Raw genomic sequence first — 23,230 nt, 5'->3', positions numbered from 1 at the left:
TCGGGGCCATCGCGTGACATCGGCATCGCCGGCTGTGAGAGGTACGGGCATGAAACCCACCGAAAGCGCCGACCCGTCACCTGAATTCGGCGGGGAACTCCCGTCCATGCGGGCGGGCAGGGCGGGCAGACTCGGTGTTCTGGGTACCAGGACACCGGAGACCCGGCCGATCGACACCGGTGCGGGCGGGCAGGAGCGGCGCGGTGTGCTGCCCTTCCTCGTCGTGGGCCTGGCCGTCGTGGTGCTCACCGTCGGCATCGTCACCGCGCTGAGCGGTCATCACGCGCTGTTCCCCGGCGGACCGGTCGGCTGGGCCCTCGCCCTGCTCACCGGCATCATCGTCGGCCACCTCGTCGCCCTCGGCCGCGACCGCTGGTGGGGCGGCACCGGCTCGGGCGCGGCCCTGACCCTCGGCGTGCTCATCCTCTACGGATGGGTCCCCGCCGGACTGGTCTCCCTCGCCGTGGTCTCCCTGGTCGGGGCCGCGCGCCGGCACCGCTGGCGGCAGGGCCTGCTGCACGGCTCCGTGGACATCCTCGGCATCGGCGCGGGGGCCCTCGTACTCGCCGCCTTCGGCGAGGTGCCCTCCGTCGAGACCCCCTGGCTGCCCACCTTCTGGGGGCTGGAGGCGGTCCCCGAGATCGTCCTCGTCGCCGTCGCCTACCTGCTCGCCACCCGCGTCCTGCTCTGGATCGCGCTGGCCCCGCGCGGCGGAGGCCTGCCCACCGTCGCCCGCACCGCACTGATCCGGCAGGCCTTAGTAGCGGTCGCGCTGCTCGGCATCGCGCCCCTGATCTGCGTTGTCGCCGTAGCCCAGCCGGTCCTGCTGCCGCTGTTCGCCGTACCGCTGATCGCGCTGGACTCCACCCTGTGGATCGCCCGGGCGCGCGCCGAGGAGCAGCTGCGGGACCCACTGACGGGGCTGCCCAACCGGCAGTGGCTGCTGGAGCGGGCCTGGTCCGCCCTGGACGAGGCCGAACGTTCGGGCACCCGGGCCGCTCTCGTGCTGATCGACCTGGACCGCTTCCGGGCGGTCAACGACACCCTGGGGCACCTCGCGGGCGACCGCCTGCTGCTCCAGATCGCCGAACGGCTGCGCCAGGCCCTGCCCGAGGACGCGGAGGCGGCCCGGCTCGGCGGCGACGAGTTCGCCGTCCTGCTCCCCTTCGCCGACTCCACCACCAGCGCCCAGCGCATCGCCCGCCACCTGGTCGCGGAGCTCAGCTCCCCCCTCGATCTGGACGGCCTCACACTCGTCCTGGAGGCCAGCGCGGGCCTCGCCGTCTTCCCCGACCACGCGCTCGACGCGGAGGGACTGCTGCGGCGCGCGGACGTGGCGATGTACCAGGCGAAGCGCGACCGCACGGGCGTGGAGGTGTACGAGTCCAAGCGGGACAGCAACACCCCCGACCGCCTCGGCCTCCTCGGCGACCTCCGCAGGGCGCTGGACGCCGGCGAAGTGGAACTCCACTACCAGCCGAAGGTCCGCTTCGACGGCCAGGTGGCCGGGCTCGAGGCCCTCGTGCGCTGGGTGCACCCGGAACGCGGCAGGGTCTCCCCGGACGAGTTCATCGCGATCGCCGAGACCTCCGGGCTGATGCCGCACCTGACGGAGTACGTACTGGAGACCGCCCTCGCCCAGGTGGCGCGCTGGCGGGCCCAGGGCCTCAAGGTCCCGGTGGCCGTCAACGTCTCACCGCGCGACGTCCACACCCCCGGCTTCGCGGGCGCGGTCGCCGCACGACTGGCCCGCCACGGCGTCCCGGCGAGCGGGCTGCAGCTGGAGATAACGGAGCACGTCCTGCTGGAGGACCCCCAGCGGGCCGCCGACACCATGGCCGGGCTCACCGGGCACGGCGTGAAGATGTCCCTGGACGACTTCGGCACCGGCTACTCCTCGCTCGTCCACCTGCGCCGCCTGCCGGTCAGCGAGCTGAAGATCGACCGGTCGTTCGTCGGCCGGCTGGCGGTCGACGCGCAGGACGCGGAGATCGTCCGCTGCACGGTCGACCTGGCGCACTCCCTGGGCCTGCTGGTCGTGGCGGAGGGCGTGGAGGACGACGAGACCTGGGAGCGGCTGCGGGACCTGGGCTGCGACGCGGTCCAGGGCTGGCTGGTCGCCGCCGCCATGCCGCCGCAGGAGGCCACCGCCTGGCTGCTGGCCCGCGGCGAGCGCGGCTGGCGCCGCCCGGCGGACATCACGGCGGAGCTCGCGGCCGCGGAGGCCGACGCCGTCTGACTCCCTGGAGTATCCAGCCCCGCCGGCGATCGAGGCGCGGGTTCGGGCCGCGCCCGGAAGCACCGCGCAGCGGCCCCGCACCCGCCCCCGTACCGGCATCGGCGCAAACCGTTTCGTGGGTCGGGGGCCGGGCCCCATAGGATTGGGTCCGAAACGAAACATCCACCCACCCCCAGAGGATCGCTGCATGCCTGGCATTACGCGCGAGGAGGTCGTCCACCTCGCTCGGCTGGCGCGCCTTGAGCTGTCCAGCAACGAGCTGGATCACTTCGCCGGACAGCTCGGCGACATCATCGGCGCGGTCGCCCGTGTTTCCGAGGTCGCCGACCAAGACGTCCCGCCGACCTCCCACCCGCTGCCGCTGACGAACGTCATGCGCGCGGACGAGGTCCGTCCGTCGCTCACCCCCGAGCAGGCGCTCTCCGGTGCTCCCGCCCAGGAGCAGCAGCGTTTCAAGGTGCCGCAGATCCTGGGGGAGGACTAACAACCATGGTCGACATCATCAAGCTCACGGCCGCGCAGACCGCCGAGAAGATCGCCTCCGGCGAGCTCACGGCCGTCGAGGTGACCGAGGCCCACCTGGCCCGCATCGACGCCACCGACGAGAAGGTCAACGCCTTCCTGCACGTGGACCGCGAGGGCGCGCTCGCCCAGGCCCGCGCCGTCGACGCCAAGCGCGAGGCCGGCGAGAAGCTCGGCCCGCTGGCCGGTGTGCCCCTGGCCCTCAAGGACATCTTCACCACCGTCGGGGTTCCCACGACCGTCGGTTCGAAGATCCTCGAAGGCTGGATCCCGCCCTACGACGCCACCCTGACGCGCAAGCTGAAGGAAGCCGACGTCGTCATCCTCGGCAAGACCAACATGGACGAGTTCGCCATGGGGTCCTCCACCGAGAACAGCGCCTACGGCCCCACCGGCAACCCGTGGGACCTCACCCGGATCCCCGGCGGCTCCGGCGGCGGTTCCGCCGCGGCCCTCGCCGCATTCCAGGCCCCGCTGGCCATCGGCACGGACACCGGCGGCTCGATCCGCCAGCCCGCCGCCGTCACCGGCACGGTCGGCGTGAAGCCCACGTACGGCGGTGTCTCCCGCTACGGCATGGTCGCGTTCTCCTCCTCCCTCGACCAGGGCGGCCCCTGCGCCCGTACGGTCCTGGACGCCGCGCTCCTGCACGAGGTGATCGCCGGGCACGACCCGCTCGACTCCACCTCCATCGACGCCCCGGTCCCGCCGGTCGTCGAGGCCGCCCGCAACGGCTCGGTCGCCGGCATGCGCGTCGGTGTGGTCAAGCAGTTCGCCGGTGAGGGCTACCAGGCCGGTGTCGTCCAGCGCTTCAACGAGTCGGTGGAGCTCCTCAAGGAGCTCGGCGCCGAGATCGTCGAGCTGGACTGCCCGTCCTTCGACCTCGCCATGGCCGCGTACTACCTGATCGCGCCGTCCGAGTGCTCCTCGAACCTCGCCCGCTTCGACGCCATGCGCTACGGCCTGCGCGTCGGCGACGACGGCACCAAGTCCGCCGAGGACGTCACGGCCCTGACCCGCGAAGCCGGCTTCGGCGACGAGGTCAAGCGCCGCATCATCCTCGGCACGTACGCGCTCAGCTCCGGCTACTACGACGCGTACTACGGCTCGGCCCAGAAGGTCCGCACGCTCATCACGCAGGACTTCGAGAAGTCCTTCGAGCAGGTCGACGTGATCGTCTCCCCGACGACCCCGACCACCGCCTTCCCGATCGGTGAGCGCACCGACGACCCGCTGGCGATGTACCTCGCGGACCTGTGCACCATCCCGACCAACCTGGCCGGCAACTCCGCCATGTCGCTCCCCTGCGGCCTGGCTCCGGAGGACGGTCTCCCGGTCGGGCTGCAGATCATCGCCCCGGCGATGAAGGACGACCGGCTCTACAAGGTCGGCGCGGCCGTCGAGGCCGCCTTCGTCGCTCGCTGGGGTCACCCGCTGCTTGAGGAGGCACCGTCGCTGTGAGCACCAGTGCACTGTCCAAGGCCAAGGGCTTCAAGAAGTCCAAGACCGGCACCTACCTGTCGATCGGCACCACCGCCTTCGGCGCGTTCAGCGTGATCAAGCAGGTCAAGAAGGCCCGCAGCGAGCACGACGTGCTGAAGCTGGTCGACGCCGCCGTGTCCGCCGCCGCCATCGTCACCGGCCTCGCGATCCTGTACCGCGAGCTGAAGCGCCTTGGCGACGACGACGTCCTGCTGGGCTGAGAGGGAAAGTTTCACCGTGACCACCTTCACCGAACTGCTGTCGTACGAAGACGCCCTCGCGTCGTACGACCCCGTCATGGGCCTTGAGGTCCATGTCGAGCTCGGCACCAAGACCAAGATGTTCTGCGGCTGTTCCACCGAGCTGGGCGCCGAGCCCAACTCGCAGACCTGCCCGACCTGCCTCGGTCTGCCCGGCTCCCTGCCGGTCGTCAACGCGATCGGCATCGAGTCGGCCATCAAGATCGGTCTCGCGCTGAACTGCGAGATCGCCGAGTGGTGCCGCTTCGCCCGGAAGAACTACTTCTATCCGGACATGCCGAAGAACTTCCAGACCTCCCAGTACGACGAGCCCATCGCCTTCAACGGCTTCCTGGACGTCCAGCTGGAGGACGGCGAGATCTTCCGCGTGGAGATCGAGCGCGCCCACATGGAGGAGGACACCGGCAAGTCGCTGCACGTCGGCGGCGCCACCGGCCGTATCCACGGCGCGTCCCACTCCCTGCTGGACTACAACCGCGCCGGCATCCCGCTCATCGAGATCGTCACCAAGCCCATCGAGGGCGCGGGCGAGCGGGCCCCCGAGGTCGCCAAGGCGTACGTCGCCGAGCTGCGCGAGGTCATCAAGGCGCTCGGCGTCTCCGAGGCCCGCATGGACAAGGGCCAGATGCGCTGCGACGTGAACCTGTCGCTGCGCCCGACCCCCGAGTCCGAGTTCGGCACCCGCTCGGAGACCAAGAACGTCAACTCCCTGCGTTCCGTCGAGCGCGCGGCCCGCTTCGAGATCCAGCGCCACGCGGCGGTGCTCTCGTCGGGCGGCTCGATCGTGCAGGAGACCCGGCACTTCCACGAGGAGGACGGCTCCACCACGGCCGGCCGCATCAAGGACAACGCCGAGGACTACCGGTACTTCCCGGAGCCCGACCTGGTCCCCGTCGCCCCGGCCCGCGACTGGGTCGAGGAGCTGCGCGCCGGTCTGCCCGAGATGCCGCGCGTACGCCGCAACCGGCTCCGCGAGGAGTGGGGCGTCGGCGAGCACGACATGCAGTCGATCCTCAACGCGGGCGCGGTGGACTCCATCGTCGCCACCATCGAGGCGGGTGCCGACTCGGCCGCCGCACGCAAGTGGTGGATGGGCGAGCTGGCCCGCAACGCCAACGAGCAGGGCATCGTCGTCGACGAGCTGCCGATCACCCCGGTGCAGGTGGCCCAGGTCGCGGCGCTGGTCGCGGACGGCTCGCTCAACGACAAGCTGGCCCGCAAGGTCCTCGAAGGCGTCCTCGCCGGCGAGGGCACCCCGGACGAGGTCGTCGAGAAGCGCGGCCTGAAGGTCGTCTCGGACGAGGGTGCGCTCGGCGCGGCCGTGGACGAGGCCATCGCGGGCAACGCGGCCATCGCGGACAAGATCCGCGGCGGCAAGATCGCCGCCGTCGGCGCGCTGGTCGGAGCGGTCATGAAGACCACCCGCGGCCAGGCCGACGCCGCGCGCGTCAAGGAGCTCATCCTGGAGCGCCTGGGCGTCTCCGAGTAACGCTCCCCACGGAGAACGACGGCCCCGCACCGGTCCCCCCGATGCGGGGCCGTCGCCGCTCCCGGCACACTGTGGCCGGGGCGATCGCCGCGCACCGGGCGTTCCCGATACCGTCCTCGCGTCGGCGACGCTGGTCCACCATGCCCTGACTGCCGTCTACGGGCAGGTGAAGCGCCTGGAGCGGGGCACGCCGGAGGCGGGGGAGTCGATGGAGTCGGCGGTGGAGGCGCAGCAGGCGATCTGGGACCCGCTCCGCGAGATGCGGGCGGCCATGCGCGCCGACCTCGGCGTCGGCTGAGGTCGGCGGGCGGTCGGGAGGCACCGGCGGGCTCAGTCCTGGCGGACCGGCTTCGGCAACCCGTCACCGCCACGGCGCCGGGCAGCGGGCCGGGCACGGTCTGCGTGGGGCGGACCGTGGGCTCGTCGGGAGTGAGCCCGCGGGCCGCCCTTCGTCAGCGCTTGAGGACGGGGGCGGCGATGACGGCGCTGCCGGTGTCCTTGCAGCCCTCCTCCACCTTCAGCCGCAGGCGCAGGGCCCCCTTGATGTCCAGGGACTTGGTGACCGGCTTGCCCAGGTGGACGGCCTCGGAGAAGATCGCGGGCTTGTCGTCCACGGAGATGGTCACGCGGGCCGATTCCATGGTCGAGCCGTCGTCGATGCCCGCGGTGAACTCCAGCGTGGACCAGGCGCGATTGACGTCGTACTCGACCGTCGCACCGTAGTAGCAGCTGCCGATGAGGGCGGCCCCGTACTCCTTCGTGTTCAGCTTGGCCGAGCCCACGTCGAAGTGCCGGACCTGTCCGACCGACGACAGCACGGTCAGATCGGCCACGTTGCTGTCCTTCACCGAGCCCGGGCCGCCGGGGCTCGACGAGGCATCGGGACCGGTGGAGCTCTCGGGAGTCGAACCGGTGGCCGTGGGGTCGGCGGACGCAGTCGCCGAGGCCGACGCGGAGGCCGGAGCCGACGCCTGGGGCGCGCTCGTGCCGCCCGGCTTCGCGCTCGCCGCGGTGTTCTCCTTGTCCTTGTCGCCCAGGAGCCGTACGCCGACCACCGCGAGGCCCGCCAGCACCAGCACCGCGGCGACCGAGCCGATGACCAGGCCGGTCCGCCGCTTCTTGGGGCGCACCGGTTCGGGGGCGGGGGCCGGGCTCAGGTTGTACGTGGGCCCGTACCCGGCGGGCACCGCCGACGGCTCCGGCTGCGGGGCCGGGACAGGGGTCGGCGGGGGCGCGGCCGATGGCGCGGGCGCCGGCGCGGGCGTCGGGGCGGTGGCCGGTTCCGTCCGTACGGCCTCGACCGGCGGGGCCGCCTCGACCGACGCGGCCGGCTGCACGGTCGGCGTGTACGTCGGCGGCGGGGCCACCGGCTGCGGCGGGACCACGGGCGGTGCGACCACCGGCGGCGGTGGGGCGGCCGGCATGGGCGGAGCCTGCCGGGCGGCCTGCTGCGAGGTCGCGGTGGTCGTGGACACCACCGCGTGGCGGACGTCCTTCATCCAGCCGGCCAGGCTCACCGGCCGTTTCCCCGGATCGGCCGAGTAGATCGCGGTGATCCGCGCCCGCTGCTCGGCGTCCAGCACGGCGATCTGCGGCAGCGCGGTCAGCGCCTGCGACAGCTGCTCCGGCGTGGCCGGCGGGGACTGCCCGCTCAGCAGGAAGTAGGCGATCGCTCCGAAGGCGTACCGGTCCGTCCCCGGGGTCCGCTTGCCGTCGAAGACCTCCGGTGCCGCGTAGCCCGGGGTGAACCAGACCTCGGCCGTCTGGTGGTCGGCGGTCAGCTTGCTGAGGCCGAAGTCCACCAGGGTGGCCTGCCCGTGCGCGTCGACCATCACGTTGCCGGGGGAGAGGTCGCCGTGGACGACCTGGCGCCCGGACGGGGTGGCCTTCCCCGAGTGCAGCCAGTCCAGCACGTCGGCCAGCTGCTCCAGCGTGCGCATCACCTCACGCCGCTCCGCGGCGGTGGCCAGGGTCCGCTCGGCCCGCCAGTCCCGCAGGTCCAGCCCGTCGACGTGGTTCATGACGAGGACGAGTGCCCGCCCGGTCAGGGTCGAGGACTCCCCGGGCCGGTGGATCGGCGGCCCCTCGAAGTGCTCGCGCACGCCCACGACACCGGGCCGGTGGACGAACCGCAGCAACTCCGCCTGCTCGTTCCACTTCTGGCTGATCCGGTCGAAGATGTCCGGCGTGATGGTCGTCTTGGAGTCGAGCACCTTGACGACCACGGGCTCGGAGCCACCGGCGAGTTCGATCTCGGCGAGATAGAGCACGGCCTCCCCGCCGCGCCCGATCGAGCGCAGCAGGCGGTACCGGTCGGCCGCCGAGTCCGGGCCGATGTGCAGGTTCTGACTGGTCAATGTCCCCCACCTCAAGGTGCTTTGAGAGGCCAACAGCTTCCCGGGGGGAGACGCGCGAGGTCAATCGGAATGGGGAATCCCCGTGGGGGTTCACTCTTTTCGTCCGCGAGCGACGGGGAGCGCCCGCGCCCGGACACGCCGCCGGGCGCCCGGCTCGCGGAACCGCCCCAGGGGGGCGGCTTCCGTTCGCCGGACGCCCGGTGAAGGAGAGGGACCAGGGTCAGCCGGTCGCCGAAGCGGCGCCCGGAGCACTGAGGAAGGCCAGCCGGGCCGGCTTCGCCGGGAGGTAGACCTCGGGCAGGTCGATCTCCGGGAGGACGACCTCCGGTCCCAGCACGAAGCCGGTGCGTTCCATGCGGGCGATCGCCTTGGTGTTGCGGGCGTCCGGTTCGACGACCACGCGCCGCGCGGCGCCGTCGGAGAACACGAACGCGATGAAGGCGCTCATCAGGGCCCCGGTGAAGCCGCGCTCGGCCGCACCCTCGGTCGGGCCGATCAGCAGGTGGACGCCGACGTCCCCGGGCCGGACCTCGTAGCACTCGCTGACGCGGTCCTCGGCGCAGTCGTACGTCTGGAACAGCGCGACCTGCTCACCGTCGCGGCTGACCATGAAGGCGTGGTGGGTGGTGCGGCGGTCGACGTCCTCGTAGATCTCCTGGATCAGTTCGCGGCCGGCCTCGCCCATGCCCCAGAAGCGGGCCCGCTCCTGCGTGACCCAGCTGTGGATCAGCGCGGAGTCGGCGGCCGGGTCGACGGGCGTGATGGTGACGGTACCGAAGCCCTCCACGACCTGGGTGTGCACGGACTGTCCGACGGAGGGGGCGGCGGTCATATCGATTCCTTGGTGAGACGGGTCCAGTCGGTGACGACGGGGACGAGTTCGCACTGTGCCCACAGGGGCAGCTGGTCGCGGTGGTGGGGGGAGCCGGTGACGCCGTCCGCGCCCAGCGGGACCGCCCAGAGGCTGTCCTCGCGGCGGGCGAGGTCCCATACGTAACGGGCCGCCGACGCGCGGGCGGTGAGGTCGGTGAAACCGGGGACGGTGGAGGTGGCGTTCACGCAGTCGTGGTCGCCGCCGAGGCCGGGCCAGTCCGTGGCCTCCAGGTCGGGCACGGCCTGCCAGGGGGTCAGCCGGTGCACCTTTGACCAGGGGGTGTCGGGGCTGTCGGCTGCGGCCGTCTCCTCCAGGGCGGCCCGGACGTGCGCCGCGCGGTCGAGGCCGGGGACGAGGGAGGTGGTGAGCAGGCCTTCGAGGGCGTAGCCGATCTTCGGGACCAGGTACAGCCACGGGTGGAAGACGGCCGGGCCGGTGGGCGCGCCCCACAGGCCCTCGAAGACCGGGTCGGCGGCGAAGCGGCGTACGGTCGCGCTGCGGAAGGCCGAGAAGACGGTGGCGTCGGTGCTGTCGGCCGCCATGTGGCGGTCCCAGGCCAGCAGCCGGCTACGCAGGGCCTGCGCCGCCGGGGTCAGGTCCTCGAAGCCGGGCAGCAGGGCGAGCAGGGGCGCGGCCGAGGCCAGGTGCGTGTCCCGGTGTACGTCGGCCATCGCCTTCGGGGACCAGTCCGCGGAGCCGCTGAGCAGCTCGCGGATGCGGTTGGCGCGGTGCGGGGGAGCGAACTCCACGCCGAGCGGGGAGGCGATCCCGCGCGCGTTGGCCATGACGGCGAAGCCCTGCACCGGCTCGGCGGGGGTCGGGGCCCAGCCCTGCCAGGCGTGCTGAGGGTCCCAGGCGGGCACGGGGCGCAGCCGGTTGGTGCGGTGGCGCAGCGGCACGGCGCCCGCGACGCGGTGCAGCAGCCCGCCCTCGGTGTCGGCGGCATGGACGACGTTGACCGGCTCGGCCCAGTCGTCGAAGGCGCGGTCGATGTCGGCGACGGTGCGGGCGCGCAGGAGGGCGGGGAGGGCGGCGAAGCCGAGGTCCCGGCGGACCCGGGGCGGGTAGCGCAGGGAGAGGGTCTGGGCGCTGCCGTCGGCGTGGGCCTCGGCCTCGGCGTCGGCCCCGAGGTCGCCGTCCGCGTGGATGATCACGGGACCGCGGGGGGTCTCCAGGATCTCCACCTCGACGTCCTCGCCGCCGGCGACCGTGATGGTCTCGGTGTGGCGGGTGACGGGCTCCCAGGCGCCGTCCGCACCGAGGGCCTCGACGACGCCGTCGGCACTGCGGCGCAACTGCTCGATGTACAGGTCCTGGTAGTCGGACATCGCGTTGGTGATCGCCCAGGCGGCGGTGCCGGTGTGCCCGAAGTGGCCGAGGCCGGGGACGCCGGGGACGGCGAGGCCGAGGACGTCGTAGTCCGGGCAGGAGAGACGTATCTGCTGGTAGACGCCCGGGTCCTCGATGAACCGGTGCGGGTCGCCCGCGATGATCGCCGATCCGGAGGTGGTGCGGTCGCCCGGCACCAGCCAGCCGTTGCTGCCGGCGGTGCCGGGGCCGTCGGTGGCGAAGAGGGTGACCGCCTCGTCGCCGAGGGCCCGGGCGACGCGCTCGCGCCACAGCTTGGTGGCGAAACCGGCGAAGAGGATGTGCGTGGCGATCCAGATGGCGAGCGGCACCCACGGTTCCCAGGAGGAGGGGGTGAGGCCGGTGCGCGCGAAGCGCTCGTCGCGCGCTGCGCCCGCGGCGAGCCCGTCGTTGACGCCGTCCACGTACGCGCGGACCCAGGCGGCGGTCGCCGGGTCGTCGGCCTCCATGGCCTCGTAGCAGCGGCGGGCCGTGTCGGCCAGCCGGGACTGGCGGGCGAAGCGGTCCCAGGTGACGGCTTCCTCGCCCAGGAAGGAGGCGCTGGAACCCTCGGCCCGGTGCCGTTCCACCTCCAGCTGCCAGGCGCGGTCGAAGGCGGTCACGCGGCCCTGGGCGTGGATGAGGCCGAGCTCGTCGGCGGCGCGGAGGTGGGGGATGCCCCACTGGTCGCGGTGGACACCGTAGGATTCCGGGGTCTCCACGGAGGGCTCGCCCCGGTTCGTTCCGTACGACTGGGCGTCGCCGCTCTCGCTGCTGGCACTGCTCACGCTGCTCACACTCTTCCCCGACGTGCGTTTAGGTTAGGCTGACCTAACTATAAGGGTGCCAGGGGAGGGGTTGGACATGGCTGTCAGCAAGGGCTGGGAGGGCGTGGTCCTCAAGCTCATGCGGGGCAAGGACTTCACGTTCACGGTCGCGGGAGCGGAAGACCTGACGGAGGACTACCGCCGGGTGAGCTTCACGGACGGTGGGCTGCTGGCGGCCGCCGGCGAGTCGCTGCATCCGACGATGTGGGTGCGCGTCTGGTTCCAGGGCGCGGGCAAGCCGCACCAGCGGGCCTACACACTCGTGGACCCGGATCCGCAAGCGGGCACCTTCAGCTTCGAGTTCGCCCTGCACGACGGTGTCGCCAGTGCCTGGGCACGCGGCGCGAAGCCGGGCGACACGGTCGACGCAACCGTCCAGGGCACCGGCTTCACCGCCCCGGAGCCGGCACCGGAGCAGCTGCTCGTCATCGGGGACGCCGCGTCCCTCCCGGCGATCAACTCGCTGCTGGACGCGTACCCGCAGACGCCGGCGACGATCTGGTTCGAGACGCAGCACGACTCGGACGAGCGACTGCCGATGCGCGTGGAGCAGGGCCGGCACGACATCCGCCGGGTGCGGCGGGACGGCACGGCCCTGGCCGACCGGGTGCGGTCCGAACTCCCCGAACTGGCCGGGGACCCGGAGTCGGCGTACGTCTGGCTGGCGTGCGACACGGTGACGACGCGCACCCTGACGGCGTACCTGCGCAAGGAACTCGCGCTGCCCAAGCACCGGGTGAACGCGCTGGGCTACTGGCGGCCGGGGGCCTGAGAGACGGCCTAGGCGCCGGTGGTGCCGTCGATCCCCTCGCGGAGGAAGTCGGCGTGGCCGTTGTGGCGGGCGTACTCGTGGATGAGGTGGAGCATCACCAGGCGCAGCGAGGCCTCCTCCTTCCAGCTCGGCACGTACGCCGTCACGTCCAGGGACTCGGCGGCGGCCTCGATACGGCGGGCGTGCGCGACCTCGCCCTCCCAGGCGGTGAAGGCCTCGGCGCGGGTGCAGCCGGTGGCGTCGTAGGCCGCCTGGAAGTCGTGGGTGTCCGACCACAGGTGCGGGAGGTCCTCACCGTCGACGACGCGGCGGAACCAGTGCCTCTCGACCTCGGCCATGTGCCGGACCAGCCCCAGCAGGGACAGGGTGGACGGGGGCATCGAGGTGCGGCGCAGGTCCTCGTCGTCGAGGCCCTCGCACTTCAGGGCGAGGGTGGCCCGGTGGTAGTCGAGGAAGGTCCGGAGGGTCTCGCGTTCGTCGCCGGTCAGGGGCGGGCTGATGCGTTCCATGATCCCGATCCTGCCCGTTGCTCCCGGGCGGGGGAACCCTGCGGCGTTCGAGGCGCGGGGTCCGGGGCCCGGGGCCCCGCGCGGAGCCCCGGCACGGCGCGGAGCGATGCCCTACGAGGCGGCGGCGGTCCACATGTACGGCACCGTCACGCCCAGCACCCCGAAGCCCAGCCGCTCCAGGATCGGACGGCTGTCGTCCGACGCGTCGACCTGGAGGTACGGGATGCCGAGCTCCGCCGCCACGCGGGCGCGATGGGCCACCAGCAGCCGGTAGATGCCGCGGCCGCGCCACTGCGGGACCGTACCGCCGCCCCAGAGGCCCGCGAAGGCCGTGCCCGGCCGCATCTCCATCCGGGCCGCGCTCACCGGGGTGTCGCCCGCCATCGCGAGTACCGCGGTGATGGTCTCCGGCTCGTCACGCAGCCTGCTGAGCAGCTGCTCCCGGATCCGCGGCCGCTCCGTCCCGAAGGCGCCCGCGTGGACCTCCATCATCAGGTCGACGCCGGCCTCGTCCGTCACCACCCGCAGCGTGATGCCCTCCGGCGGCTCCACCGGCAGCTTCGCGAGCTCGGAGGTCAGGCCCACCATCAGCGTCTCGGGCGGCTCCGGCACGAAGCCCGCCGCGCGCAGCCGGCCGCCGAGGTCCGCCGGCCGGTCGTGGTCGTACAGCTTCCACTCGAACTCCGGACAGCCGCGGCCCTCGAAGAAGGCCACCTGCGCCGCGATCTCCGCGTCCGCCGTTTCCTCGTCGAGGTCCGACCAGAGCACGCCGTTCCACCCGAGCCCGGACACCGTGTGCCGTACGACGGCTCCCGCGCGCTCCACGCTCGCGTGCGGGGCGTCCGCCTGCGCACCTTCGCGCACCTCGGCGTCGAAGTGGGCCCGCACCTTCATCAGTTCATCAAGATCGATCGTCATACCCCCAGCTCACCAGTGTCCGACGGTTTCCGACAACTGCATTAGCCTCACCTGCGTGAATCACGACTCCACCATCTACACCGGTAAAGCCACTCCCGACGCGGCCGCCGACCGCGGCTGGCTCCTCGGCCATTTCAAGGACCCCTCCGATCCCCGTCACAGCGAGGACGTGGAGATCAAATGGGGTGTTCACCCCAAGGGCGACGAGCGGGAGCGGTGGGCGACCGCCGAGAAGCGCACCGCACTGCTGGTGCTGATCAGCGGCCGCTTCCGGCTGGAGTTCCCCGGGCGCACCGTCGTCCTCGCCGAGCAGGGGGACTACGTGCTGTGGGGACGCGGGGTCGACCACTCCTGGTACGCGGAGGAGGACGCCGTGGTCCTCACTGTCCGCTGGCCCTCGATCCCCGGCTACCGGGTGGACGAGCCCGACGATCAGGACGGGTCCCAAGCGCAGTGGGAGGCAGGGCACTCGGGCAGCCGCCCGGCGCTGTGACGATGCCCACGAAAGGGGCCAACGATCACGAAACGCTGAGATCGTGGAGGGTGTGGACCATATGGGCCGAACCGTCCCGGGGTGATCCCCCGGGCCCCTCGGCCGGGCCTTCACGCGTTCATGCGTTCTTTGCGACGGGCTGACTCCCGCTGAAGATCCGAACCACCAGGGAGCACGTCCGTTGGCTGTAATCGCACGCTGGTGCATGCGCCACCGTCTCTTCGCCGTGCTCATCTGGCTGCTCGCCCTCGGCGGGACCGCGGCGGCCGCAGTGACTGCCGGATCCGCGTTCTCCAACAACTACGAGGTCCCCGGCACCGAGTCCGGCAAGGCCAACGCCCTCCTGCGCGAGGGCTTCCACGGCCAGGGCGGCGACACCGACACCATCGTGTGGCGGGCCCCGGACCGGCAGAGCGTGCACACGCCGGACATCGAGCAGCGCATGACCCGGGCCCTCGACGCCGTAGCCGAACTCCCCGGCGTCGGATCGGTCGACGGCCCTTACGGTCCGGGCCCCGAGAGCACCGCACGGATCAGCTCCGACGGGCGCACCGCCTACGCCGTGGTGACCTTCGACCAGCAGGCGGACGCGGTACCCAAGGCCCAGGCCAGGGCGGTGGTCGATGCGGCGAAGAACGCCACCACCGAGACCGGCGGCCTCCAGGTCGAACTGGGCGGCCGGGCCATCCAGCTCACCGAGGCCCCCACCGCGCACCTCGCCGAGGTCATCGGCGTCGTCGTCGCGGCCCTGGTGCTCTTCCTCGCCTTCGGCTCGCTCGCCGCGAGCCTGCTGCCCATCGCGACCGCCCTGGTCAGCGTGGGAACCGCCTATTTCGGCATCACCCTCCTCGGGCACGCGATGCCGGTCGCCGACTTCGCCCCGATGCTCGGCACCCTCATCGGCCTCGGTGTGGGCATCGACTACGCGCTGTTCATCGTCACCCGGCACCGCAAGGCCCTGGCGCGGGGCGCCGCCGTGGAGGAGGCGGCCGCGAACGCCGTCGCCACCACCGGCCGGGCCGTCGTCTTCGCCGGTGCCACCGTCTGCATCGCGCTCCTCGGCATGCTGGTGCTGCGCCTCGACTTCCTGAACGGCGTGGCGATAGCGGCCTCCGTGACCGTGATCCTCACGGTCGCCGCCTCGGTCACCCTGCTGCCCGCCCTCCTCTCGTACATAGGCATGCGCGCCCTCTCGCGCCGCGAGCGCCGCAGGCTCGCCGCCGAGGGACCGCGGCCCGAGCAGACCTCCGGTTTCGCCGCCCGCTGGTCCGCCTTCGTCGAGCGGCGCCCCAAGCTGCTGGGCGTGGTCGCCACCGCGGTCATGGTGGTGCTGGCCCTGCCCACCCTCTCCCTCCACCTCGGCACGTCCGACCAGGGCAACAACCCGGCCACCTCCACCACCCGGCAGGCCTACGACCTGCTGGCAGAGGGATTCGGCCCCGGCACCAACGGCCCGCTCACCGTCGTGGCCCGGCTGGACGGCGCCGGCGACCGGCTCGCCGTGGACCGGCTGGCGCAGGCGCTGCGCACCACCGAGGGCGTCGCCTCCACCGGACCCGCGGTCCTCAACCGCAGCGGCGACACCGCCGTCCTGACCGTCGTACCGGACTCGGCGCCGCAGTCCCGGGCCACGAGCGACCTCGTCGACACCCTCCGGCGGGACGTCATCCCCGGGGCCGGGCAGGGCAACTCCATGGAGATCCACGTCGGCGGAGTGACGGCCGCCTACGACGACTTCGCCGAGGTCATCATCGGGAAGCTGCCGCTCTTCGTCGGCGTGGTCATCGCGCTCGGCTGCGTGCTCCTGCTGCTGGCCTTCCGGTCCATAGGCATCCCCCTCAAGGCGGCTGCCATGAACGTCGCCGCCGTCGCCTCCTCCTTCGGCGTCGTGGTCGCGATCTTCCAGTGGGGCTGGGGCAGCGAGCTGCTGGGCCTGGGCAGCGCCGGCCCCATCGAACCCTTCCTGCCCGTGATCATGGTGTCCGTGCTGTTCGGACTGTCGATGGACTACCAGGTCTTCCTCGTCAGCCGGATGTACGAGGAGTGGCTGGCGACCGGCGACAACAGGCGGGCCGTGCGCGTGGGCCTCACCGAGACCAGCCGTGTCATCAACTCGGCCGCCGTCATCATGATCTCCGTCTTCCTGGCCTTCGTCCTGAGCGGCGACCGGATCATCGCGATGTTCGGCATCGCGCTCGCCGCGGCCGTGGCCCTCGACGCCTTCGTGCTGCGCACCCTCCTCGTCCCGGCCCTGATGCACATGCTCGGCGGGGCCAACTGGTGGCTGCCGGCCTGGCTCGACCGGCGCCTGCCCCGGATCAGCATCGAGCCTCCCGAAAGCCGCCCGCACGTGGAACTTCCGAGGCAGCGGGATGCCGCGGACCCTGCCGCGAACGAGGACGGCGCCGAACCCGCCACCGCCTCCCGCTGATCCGGCCACGGACCCGCGGATTCTCAGAAAACTCTCAGACAGGGCGCCTACGGTGCCCCGCATGGACACCACGAAGACCCCCGCCCCGAACGCCGCCGAGGCGGACACCACCCCGGCCGACCTCGCAAAGGCCGAGACCCCCCAGCCGGCCGAGGCCGACTCCGCGGTCACCGGCGCGGCCACCGACATCGACCTGGACGACGACGAGGCGTTCGCCGACGACCAGGCCGAGGACGCGGAGCCGAGCCACGTCGGGTCCGCCGCCTTCGCGATCGTCGCCGCGGGTCTCGGCGTCGTCGCCCTCAGCGGCAGCTGGGTCGCGGGCATCGTGTCCGAGCGTGCCAGCGTCGCCGCCCGGCTGGAGCTCACCCAGGCCGCCGACGCCAACGCGCAGATCGCCGCCCAGTTCGTCGACCCGTGGCACAGCACCGCGATGGTGAACGGCATCTTCTCCGCCCTGGCCCTGATCATCGCCACCTTCGTGCTGGCCCTGCCCGCCTTCAGCAGCCCCGAGCGCACCCTCCCCACCTGGGTGCGGTCCGTCTCCTGGGCCGGCATCGGGCTCGGCGCCCTCGGCGTCCTGATCTTCCTCCTCATGTACTTCGACCTCCTCCTCGCCATTCCCAAGGCTGCGGGCGCGGGCGCCTAGGCAGCGCCTTAGGTCCTGATGGACCGGTCCGGGGCTCCACGGCCCCGGACTAAGGCCCCCTGCCCCGGGCAGATGCGGCATGCGACCGATGTACCGGTACCCCCTGGGGCGCGAATCTTGGATCACACCGAACGAGGTGTCCGGGAAACGCGACCAGGGAGTACGAGATGTTCGAGTACGAGATCGTCACCGCCGTCCGCAGCGCCGACCTCATCCGCGAGGCGGCCGAGTACCGCACGGCCCGGGCGGCACGGAAGGCGCACCGCGCCTCCTTGCCCGACCAGGAACCCCGAAGGCCGGTGAGAGCCTTCCGGAGCCGGTCCACCCGCACCGCGTGCTCCGCGCCGCACACCGCGTGAACTGACGCGTGAGGGGAAGCGCACCGGCGACGAGTGCCGCCGGACAGGACGTCTGTGCGATGCTCGGCGGCGTGGAGACCAGATCTGTCAGCCCGGTGTTCGTCGGCCGAGCCGACGAACTGGCCGTACTCACCGACGCACTGACCCGCGCAGCGGGTCAGGAACCGCAGGCGATGCTCATCGGGGGAGAGGCCGGAGTCGGCAAGACCCGCCTCACCGAGGAGTTCCTCTGCGAGGCGGACCGCCGCGGCGCCGTCGTCGCGGTCGGAGGCTGTGTGGAGATCGGGGCGGAGGGACTTCCCTTCGCCCCGTTCTCGACGGCCCTGCGCACCCTGCACCGGCTGCTGCCCGAGGAGTTGGCCACCGCTGCCGCCGGTCAGGAGGACGAACTCGCGCGCATCCTCCCCGAACTCGGCGACACCCCGCGCGGCCCGCACGACGAGGAGAGCACCGCCCGCCTCTTCGAACTGACGGCCCGGATGCTGGAGCGCCTCGCCGCCGAACGCACCGTCGTCCTCGTCCTGGAGGACCTGCACTGGGCGGACACCTCCACCCGGCACCTGCTCTCCTACCTCTTCCGCACCCTCGGCAGCGGCCGGCTCGTCATCGTCGCCACCTACCGCGCGGACGATGTGCACCGGCGCCACCCGCTGCGTCCGCTCCTCGCCGAACTCGACCGGCTCCGCACCGTCCGGCGCATCGAACTGTCCCGCTTCAACCGGGCCGAGGTGCGCCGCCAACTCGCCGGCATCCTCGCCGCGCAGCCCGACGAGGACTTCGTCGACTCCGTCTTCGACCGGTCGGACGGCAACGCCTTCTTCGTCGAGGAACTCGTCGCCTCCAGGGAGAGCGGCTGCCGCACCGGACTCACCGAATCCCTGCGCGACCTGCTCCTCGTCCGCGTCGAGGTGCTCCCCGACGAGACCCAGAGCCTGGTGCGCATCGTCGCGGAGGGCGGCTCCACCGTGGAGTACCCGCTGCTGCGCGCCGTCGCCGGGCTCACCGAGGACGAGCTGATCGAGGCGCTGCGGGCCGCCGTCGGGGCCAACATCCTGCTCGCCACCCCCGACGGCGACGGCTACCGCTTCCGGCACTCGCTGGTCCGCGAGGCCGTCAGCGACGACCTGCTGCCCGGCGAGCGGGCCCGCGTCAACCGACGCTACGCCCAGGCCATGGAGGCCGACGGATCGCTGGTCCGCGCCGAGGAACGGGCCATCCGGCTGGCCAGCTACTGGTACCAGGCGAACGATCCCGCCAAGGCACTGCCCGCCGTACTCGCCGCCTCCGTCGCGGCCCGCCGCCGGCACGCCTACTCCGAGCAGTTGCGTCTGCTGGAGCGGGCCATGGACCTCTGGGACAGTGCCCCCGAGGAGGTCCGCGAGGCGCTTCGCCCGGCGGACTACACCGAGGTGTACCCGCCGTGCGGCTGCGACCCCGCCACCACCGCGCTCCAGCGTCTCGACCTGCTGGCCGAGGCGACCGTCGCGGCGCGCTACGGCGGCGAGCGCGATCGCGCCCTGAAGATCACGAAGACCGCGCTGCGTCTGCTGGAGGACGACCGCGACCCGCTGCGGGCCGCCTGGTTCTGGACCGAGCGCTCCCGGCTGACCGCCGGCCTCGGGCGCGGCGACGGCTGGGAGGAGATCGCCAGGGCGCAGGACCTCGTCCGGGGGCTGCCCCCGTCCCAGGTGCACGCCGAGGTCCTGGTCCGGGCCGCGAGCTGGGGCATGCTCCACAAGCCCGGCCCCGGCAACCTCGCCGCCGCCGAACGCGCCGTCGAGTACGCGCGCATGGTCGGCGCGGAGGAGACCGAGCTCAATGCCCGGATCACGGTGGGCGCCCTGCTCACCGACTCCGGCGACGCCCCGGGCGGTCTCGCCGAGATGCGGGCGGTCGGGGAACGGGCCGCGGAACTCGGGCTCACCATGCTGGCCGGTCGTGCGCATATCAATCTCACCTCTCAGCTGGAAAGCCTGGGCCGGTCCCGCGAAGCCGTGGAACTGGCCGAACAAGGGGTCGAACTGGTCCGCAGGTCCCGGCTCCTGGACAGCGAGGCCTGGGTCTGCGGAAACATGGCCGAGAGCCTCTACAGCCTCGGCCGCTGGGACGAGGCCGCCGAAGCCGCCCGGCGCACCCTGCTCGTCGGCCAGAGCGCCGCCCCGCGCGGCTCCGCCTCCGCACGGCTGGCCTACCTGGCCCTGGCCCGGGGCGAGTTGACCGAGGCGGCCCACCGGCTCGCCGCGGCCCACACCCACTTCGGCACCCACGAGACCCAGCCCCAGCACCGGATACCGCTGTACCGCCTCGCGATCGGAATGGCCGCGAGCGAGGGCCGGATCGCGGACGTCCGCACCGAGATGTCCGCGGCGGCCGCCTACGGATTCCCCCTCGGGCAGCACCGCTACGCCTGGCCGCTGCTGCTCGCCGCGGCCTCCGCCGAAGCGGACGCCCGGGGGCTCCCCGCCGCCGAGGCCGGCCGGGACGCCGCACTGGACGTGCTGCGCACCGCCGCCCGCTCCCTCGCCACCCCGGTCCCGGTGTGGACCGCCCACGCCGAGTACGTCCGGGCCGAACTGCTGCGGGCCGAGGGCCGGGACACCCTCGCCGACTGGGTCGCCGTCGAGAAGGCCGTTCGGCCGCTGGAGCGCCCGTACCTGCTGGCCAGGGCCGGCTACCGGCTCGCGGAGGCCATGCTCGCCGCCGGTGACCGGGATCCCGCGGCCGCCCTGCTCCGTGAGGCCTACGCCACTGCCGAGCGGATCGGCGCACGCAGGCTGCGCGAGGACCTGGCCCTGCTGGCGCAGCGCGCCCGGCTCCCGCTGACCGCCGCCGACCCCGCCGCCGGTCCGCCCGTACCGGAGACCGACCCGGTCGAGGCGCTCGGGCTGACCAGCCGCGAGCGGGACGTGCTGCGTCTGGTGGCGGCCGGCAGCACCAACCGGAAGATCGCCGAGGAGCTCTTCATCTCCCCGAAGACGGCGAGCGTGCACGTCTCGAACATCCTGGCGAAGCTGGGGGTCGCCGGCCGGGGCGAGGCTGCCGCCCTCGCCCACCGGCTGCGCCTCTTCGCCGCGCCCTCCCCGGTCAGCCCCCGTCCGGAGGCTGCTCGTCAAGGCGTATGAGCACCTTGCCGGATTCGAGGTCTATCGGACCCCGTCCCGGGTCGTTGTCATTGACGTCGGTCCGGGACAGCTCCAGCCGCTTCTTCTCCTCGTCCGTGTGCTTGCGCCCCGGATTGAACAGCTCCTCGATCATGTTGAACACCGTGCCCACCCCACCCTTCGTCCCCTGCCGGGGACCTGCTGGTCACCGCACCGTCAGGGTCAGGATCCGGTCGTCGCCCGCTTCCGGTGACCCGCGTCCGTCCGTCTCGCTCGTGACGAGCAGCATGCGGTCCCCGCCGAGGGGCACCACCGTCCGCAGCCGGCCGTACTCACCCGTCAGGAAGGCCTCCGGCTCCGCCGCCAACTGGGCATCGGCCAGAGGGATCCGCCACAGCCGCTGGCCCTTCAGCCCGGCCATCCAGATGGAACCCTCGGCCCAGGCGATCCCGCTCGGCGAGGCCTCGTCCGTCTTCCACACGGCCACCGGATCCCGGAATCCGGGCCGGCCCGCCTTGCCCTCGGCCTCGGGCCAGCCGTAGTTGGCGCCGGGCTCGATCAGATTCAGCTCGTCCCAGGTGTTCTGGCCGAACTCGGCCGCCCACAGCCGTTTGTCCTTGTCCCATGCGAGGCCCTGCACATTGCGGTGCCCGTAGGAGTAGACGACGGAATCCGCCTCCGGATTGCCGTGCACCGGATCCCCGTCCGGGGTCATCCGCAGGATCTTGCCGCCCAGCGACTTCTTGTCCTGCGCGAGCCCCTTTTCGCCGGTCTCGCCCGTTCCGGCGTAGAGCATCTTGTCCGGGCCGAAGGCGATCCGGCCGCCGTTGTGGATGAGGCCCTTGGGAATGCCCCGGAACACCGTGTCCGGCGCCCCCAGTTGCTGTCCGGGAGGTCTCTGCTCGTCATAGCGCAGCCGGGCGATGCGGTTGTCGGACTCGGTCGTGAAGTACACGTACACCAGCCGGTCCGACGCGAAGCCGGGCGACAGCGCGAGCCCCATCAGCCCGCCCTCCCCGCCCGGAGCCACCCCCGGCACCTCACCGATCTGCGTCACCTCGCCCGAGCCCGCGGCGACCCTGCTGATCGTCCCCTTGTCCCGCGAGGCGACGAGCAGGTCCCCGCCCGGCAGGGGGGCCACGCCCCACGGCGACTCCAGACCCTTGGCGACCTCGCCGGTCACCGTCACCGTCCCCTTCGTCGGCGGGCCCGTGGCCTCCGGCGAGGCGGACGGTCCGCCCGACGGACCCGGTGATCCCGATCCGGCCGCGGCCGTGCCCGGTGGGGAGCCGCCCGGCCCCGTGCCCCTGGCACCCTCCGGCGCGCATCCCGCCGCCAGCAGGGCGCCGCAGCCGGCCAGTGCGAGCGCCGCCAGCACCCCCCGGCGCCCGCCACCCGTACCCACCGACCCCGCCCGCCCGGGAGAATTTCCGTATCGCATCGCCCTGCTCCCTTCCGGTCCTCCGATCCTGCCTTCCATCTGTCTCAACAGCTCCGGCAGTTCGCGAAGTTCCACCACTCGTACACTCGATCGAGTGGTTGCGGGCCGGGGTCAGTCCCAGGCGACCGCCTCGACCGGGAGGCCCGCGATCTCGGCCAGGTCCCCGGCCGACAGCCGCACCTCCGCCGCCCGTGCGTTCTCCGCCGCCCACGGCGCCCGGTCGGCCCCCGGCACCGGCACCACGTGCGGCCCCTGCGCCAGTACCCACGCCAGCGCAACCTGCGCGACCGTGACCTCCGGGCCGTGCCGCCGCGCCACCCGCCGCAGCCCCGCCAGCAGCACCTGGTTCGACGCCATCGCCTCCGCCGTGAACCGCGGATGCCGGGCTCGCACGTCCTGCGGCTCGAAGCCCTCGCCCGGCGTGAGGGTCCCCGTGAGGAACCCGCTGCCCAGCGGCATCGCCGCCAGGAACCCGACCCCGCGCGCCGCGCACCAGGGCAGCAGCTGCCAGGCCGCCTCCGGCGACCACACCGACAGCTCCGCCTGCACCGCGCTCACCGGGAAGACCTGCTGCAGCCGCTCCAGGTGCCGCAGCGTCGTCCGGTAGGCCCGGTCCCCGCTGCGCCCCGCACCCGGCCCGGCCCCGGCACCGAGCGCGCAGAAACCGAGCGCCCGCACCTTGCCCGCGCCGACCAGCTCCGCCATGGCGCCCCAGGTCTCCTCCACGGGCACGTCCGGATCCACCCGGTGCAGCTGGTAGAGGTCTATGACGTCGGTCCGCAGCCGCCGCAGCGACGCGTCGCAGGCCCGCCGCAGATAGCCGGGCCGCCCGTCGGCGACCACGTGCTGATCACCCGCCCGCAGCCCCACCTTGGCCGAGACGAACGCCTCGGACCGCCGTTCCCGCAGCACCCGCCCCAGGAGCAGCTCGTTGGTGAACGGCCCGTACACATCGGCCGTGTCCAGCAGGTTAGACCCCAGGTCCAGCGCCGTGTGCACGGCGGCCAGCGACTCGTGCCCCCGCCGCCGCGAAGGCGCGTACGCCCAGCTCATCGGCATACAGCCGAGGCCGACGGCGCCCACGGTCAGCGCCCCCGCCCCGATCGACCTGCGCTCCACCCCTGCGTCCCCCTCCGGCTCCGGCCCTCAAACTAACGGCT

General features: G+C 72.7%; 20 protein-coding genes. 12 read left to right on the top strand and 8 right to left on the bottom strand.

Translation table 11 applies throughout. The annotated features are described in order from the left end of the window. Nucleotides 1-49: 49 nt before the first annotated feature. The 6 genes from OG373_RS13030 (at nucleotide 50) to OG373_RS13005 (ending at nucleotide 6,290) form a co-directional block, all read left to right on the top strand. Nucleotides 50-2,239 (top strand): putative bifunctional diguanylate cyclase/phosphodiesterase, encoded by a 2,190-nt coding sequence (locus OG373_RS13030; RefSeq protein WP_405438317.1) that lies wholly within the window; start codon nucleotides 50-52, stop codon nucleotides 2,237-2,239. A 187-nt stretch (nucleotides 2,240-2,426) separates the two neighbouring features. Then, a complete protein-coding gene (gene gatC, locus OG373_RS13025; protein ID WP_030010586.1) occupies nucleotides 2,427-2,723 on the top strand; it encodes an Asp-tRNA(Asn)/Glu-tRNA(Gln) amidotransferase subunit GatC in 297 nt (98 codons plus the stop codon). Between the two features lie 5 nt (nucleotides 2,724-2,728). Further along, a complete protein-coding gene (gene gatA, locus OG373_RS13020) occupies nucleotides 2,729-4,222 on the top strand; it encodes an Asp-tRNA(Asn)/Glu-tRNA(Gln) amidotransferase subunit GatA (RefSeq protein WP_030010587.1) in 1,494 nt (497 codons plus the stop codon). Then, on the top strand, nucleotides 4,219-4,464 hold the full coding sequence (locus OG373_RS13015; RefSeq protein ID WP_397732486.1) for a hypothetical protein: 246 nt from the start codon (nucleotides 4,219-4,221) through the stop codon (nucleotides 4,462-4,464). The genes gatA and OG373_RS13015 overlap by 4 nt, the downstream gene beginning before the upstream one ends. Nucleotides 4,465-4,480: 16 nt before the next feature. Next, entirely contained in the window at nucleotides 4,481-5,992 is a 1,512-nt protein-coding gene (gene gatB, locus OG373_RS13010; RefSeq protein ID WP_405438315.1) for an Asp-tRNA(Asn)/Glu-tRNA(Gln) amidotransferase subunit GatB, read from the top strand. Between the two features lie 166 nt (nucleotides 5,993-6,158). Further along, nucleotides 6,159-6,290 carry a hypothetical protein gene (locus OG373_RS13005; RefSeq protein WP_405438313.1) on the top strand — a complete coding sequence of 44 codons (132 nt, stop codon included), beginning with the start codon at nucleotides 6,159-6,161 and terminating at the stop codon, nucleotides 6,288-6,290. Nucleotides 6,291-6,444: 154 nt separating this feature from the next. Here the strand turns inward: OG373_RS13005 and OG373_RS13000 are convergent, their stop codons facing one another. From OG373_RS13000 to OG373_RS12990, 3 genes are all read right to left on the bottom strand, one after another. After that, nucleotides 6,445-8,349 carry a protein kinase domain-containing protein gene (locus OG373_RS13000; RefSeq protein WP_405438311.1) on the bottom strand — a complete coding sequence of 635 codons (1,905 nt, stop codon included), beginning with the start codon at nucleotides 8,347-8,349 and terminating at the stop codon, nucleotides 6,445-6,447. Between the two features lie 220 nt (nucleotides 8,350-8,569). Then, on the bottom strand, nucleotides 8,570-9,181 hold the full coding sequence (locus OG373_RS12995; RefSeq protein WP_405438310.1) for a GNAT family N-acetyltransferase: 612 nt from the start codon (nucleotides 9,179-9,181) through the stop codon (nucleotides 8,570-8,572). Beyond that, on the bottom strand, nucleotides 9,178-11,292 hold the full coding sequence (locus OG373_RS12990) for a penicillin acylase family protein (RefSeq protein WP_405444032.1): 2,115 nt from the start codon (nucleotides 11,290-11,292) through the stop codon (nucleotides 9,178-9,180). The genes OG373_RS12995 and OG373_RS12990 overlap by 4 nt, the downstream gene beginning before the upstream one ends. 142 nt (nucleotides 11,293-11,434) lie before the next feature. Between OG373_RS12990 and OG373_RS12985 the strand changes: the two genes are divergently transcribed. Beyond that, entirely contained in the window at nucleotides 11,435-12,169 is a 735-nt protein-coding gene (locus OG373_RS12985; protein WP_405438308.1) for a siderophore-interacting protein, read from the top strand. A gap of 8 nt (nucleotides 12,170-12,177) precedes the next feature. On the opposite strand, the gene OG373_RS12980 is transcribed toward OG373_RS12985, so the two are convergent. Further along, nucleotides 12,178-12,678, bottom strand: a complete 501-nt coding sequence (locus tag OG373_RS12980; protein ID WP_405438307.1) for a DinB family protein — start codon at nucleotides 12,676-12,678, stop codon at nucleotides 12,178-12,180. 111 nt (nucleotides 12,679-12,789) lie between these two features. Next, the gene (locus tag OG373_RS12975) at nucleotides 12,790-13,596 is read right to left on the bottom strand and encodes a GNAT family N-acetyltransferase (protein WP_405438305.1); all 807 of its coding nucleotides are present in this window, start codon (nucleotides 13,594-13,596) and stop codon (nucleotides 12,790-12,792) included. Nucleotides 13,597-13,651: 55 nt separating this feature from the next. Between OG373_RS12975 and OG373_RS12970 the strand changes: the two genes are divergently transcribed. From OG373_RS12970 to OG373_RS12950, 5 genes are all read left to right on the top strand, one after another. Further along, nucleotides 13,652-14,089, top strand: coding sequence for a signal peptidase I (locus OG373_RS12970; RefSeq protein ID WP_397732472.1), 438 nt, complete (start codon nucleotides 13,652-13,654; stop codon nucleotides 14,087-14,089). A gap of 181 nt (nucleotides 14,090-14,270) precedes the next feature. Next, nucleotides 14,271-16,520 carry an MMPL family transporter gene (locus OG373_RS12965; protein ID WP_405438304.1) on the top strand — a complete coding sequence of 750 codons (2,250 nt, stop codon included), beginning with the start codon at nucleotides 14,271-14,273 and terminating at the stop codon, nucleotides 16,518-16,520. Nucleotides 16,521-16,581: 61 nt separating this feature from the next. Further along, a complete protein-coding gene (locus OG373_RS12960; RefSeq protein ID WP_405438302.1) occupies nucleotides 16,582-17,169 on the top strand; it encodes a hypothetical protein in 588 nt (195 codons plus the stop codon). Between the two features lie 167 nt (nucleotides 17,170-17,336). After that, the gene (locus OG373_RS12955) at nucleotides 17,337-17,528 is read left to right on the top strand and encodes a hypothetical protein (protein WP_405438301.1); all 192 of its coding nucleotides are present in this window, start codon (nucleotides 17,337-17,339) and stop codon (nucleotides 17,526-17,528) included. Nucleotides 17,529-17,587: 59 nt separating this feature from the next. Next, nucleotides 17,588-20,650 (top strand): AAA family ATPase, encoded by a 3,063-nt coding sequence (locus tag OG373_RS12950; RefSeq protein WP_405438299.1) that lies wholly within the window; start codon nucleotides 17,588-17,590, stop codon nucleotides 20,648-20,650. On the opposite strand, the gene OG373_RS12945 is transcribed toward OG373_RS12950, so the two are convergent. The 3 genes from OG373_RS12945 to OG373_RS12935 form a co-directional block, all read right to left on the bottom strand. After that, a complete protein-coding gene (locus OG373_RS12945; protein ID WP_405438297.1) occupies nucleotides 20,613-20,792 on the bottom strand; it encodes a DUF6191 domain-containing protein in 180 nt (59 codons plus the stop codon). The two genes, OG373_RS12950 and OG373_RS12945, sit on opposite strands and share 38 nt — an antisense overlap. 42 nt (nucleotides 20,793-20,834) lie before the next feature. Beyond that, nucleotides 20,835-22,070, bottom strand: coding sequence for a PQQ-dependent sugar dehydrogenase (locus OG373_RS12940; protein WP_405438296.1), 1,236 nt, complete (start codon nucleotides 22,068-22,070; stop codon nucleotides 20,835-20,837). 111 nt (nucleotides 22,071-22,181) lie between these two features. Continuing rightward, the gene (locus OG373_RS12935; protein ID WP_405438294.1) at nucleotides 22,182-23,189 is read right to left on the bottom strand and encodes an aldo/keto reductase; all 1,008 of its coding nucleotides are present in this window, start codon (nucleotides 23,187-23,189) and stop codon (nucleotides 22,182-22,184) included. Nucleotides 23,190-23,230 lie beyond the last annotated feature (41 nt).

It is taken from the genome of Streptomyces avidinii (assembly GCF_045161815.1).
Classification (GTDB): Bacteria; Actinomycetota; Actinomycetes; order Streptomycetales; family Streptomycetaceae; genus Streptomyces; species Streptomyces avidinii.
Note: the sequence above shows the minus strand (reverse complement) of the source record. Positions and strands in the feature narration are given on the sequence as shown.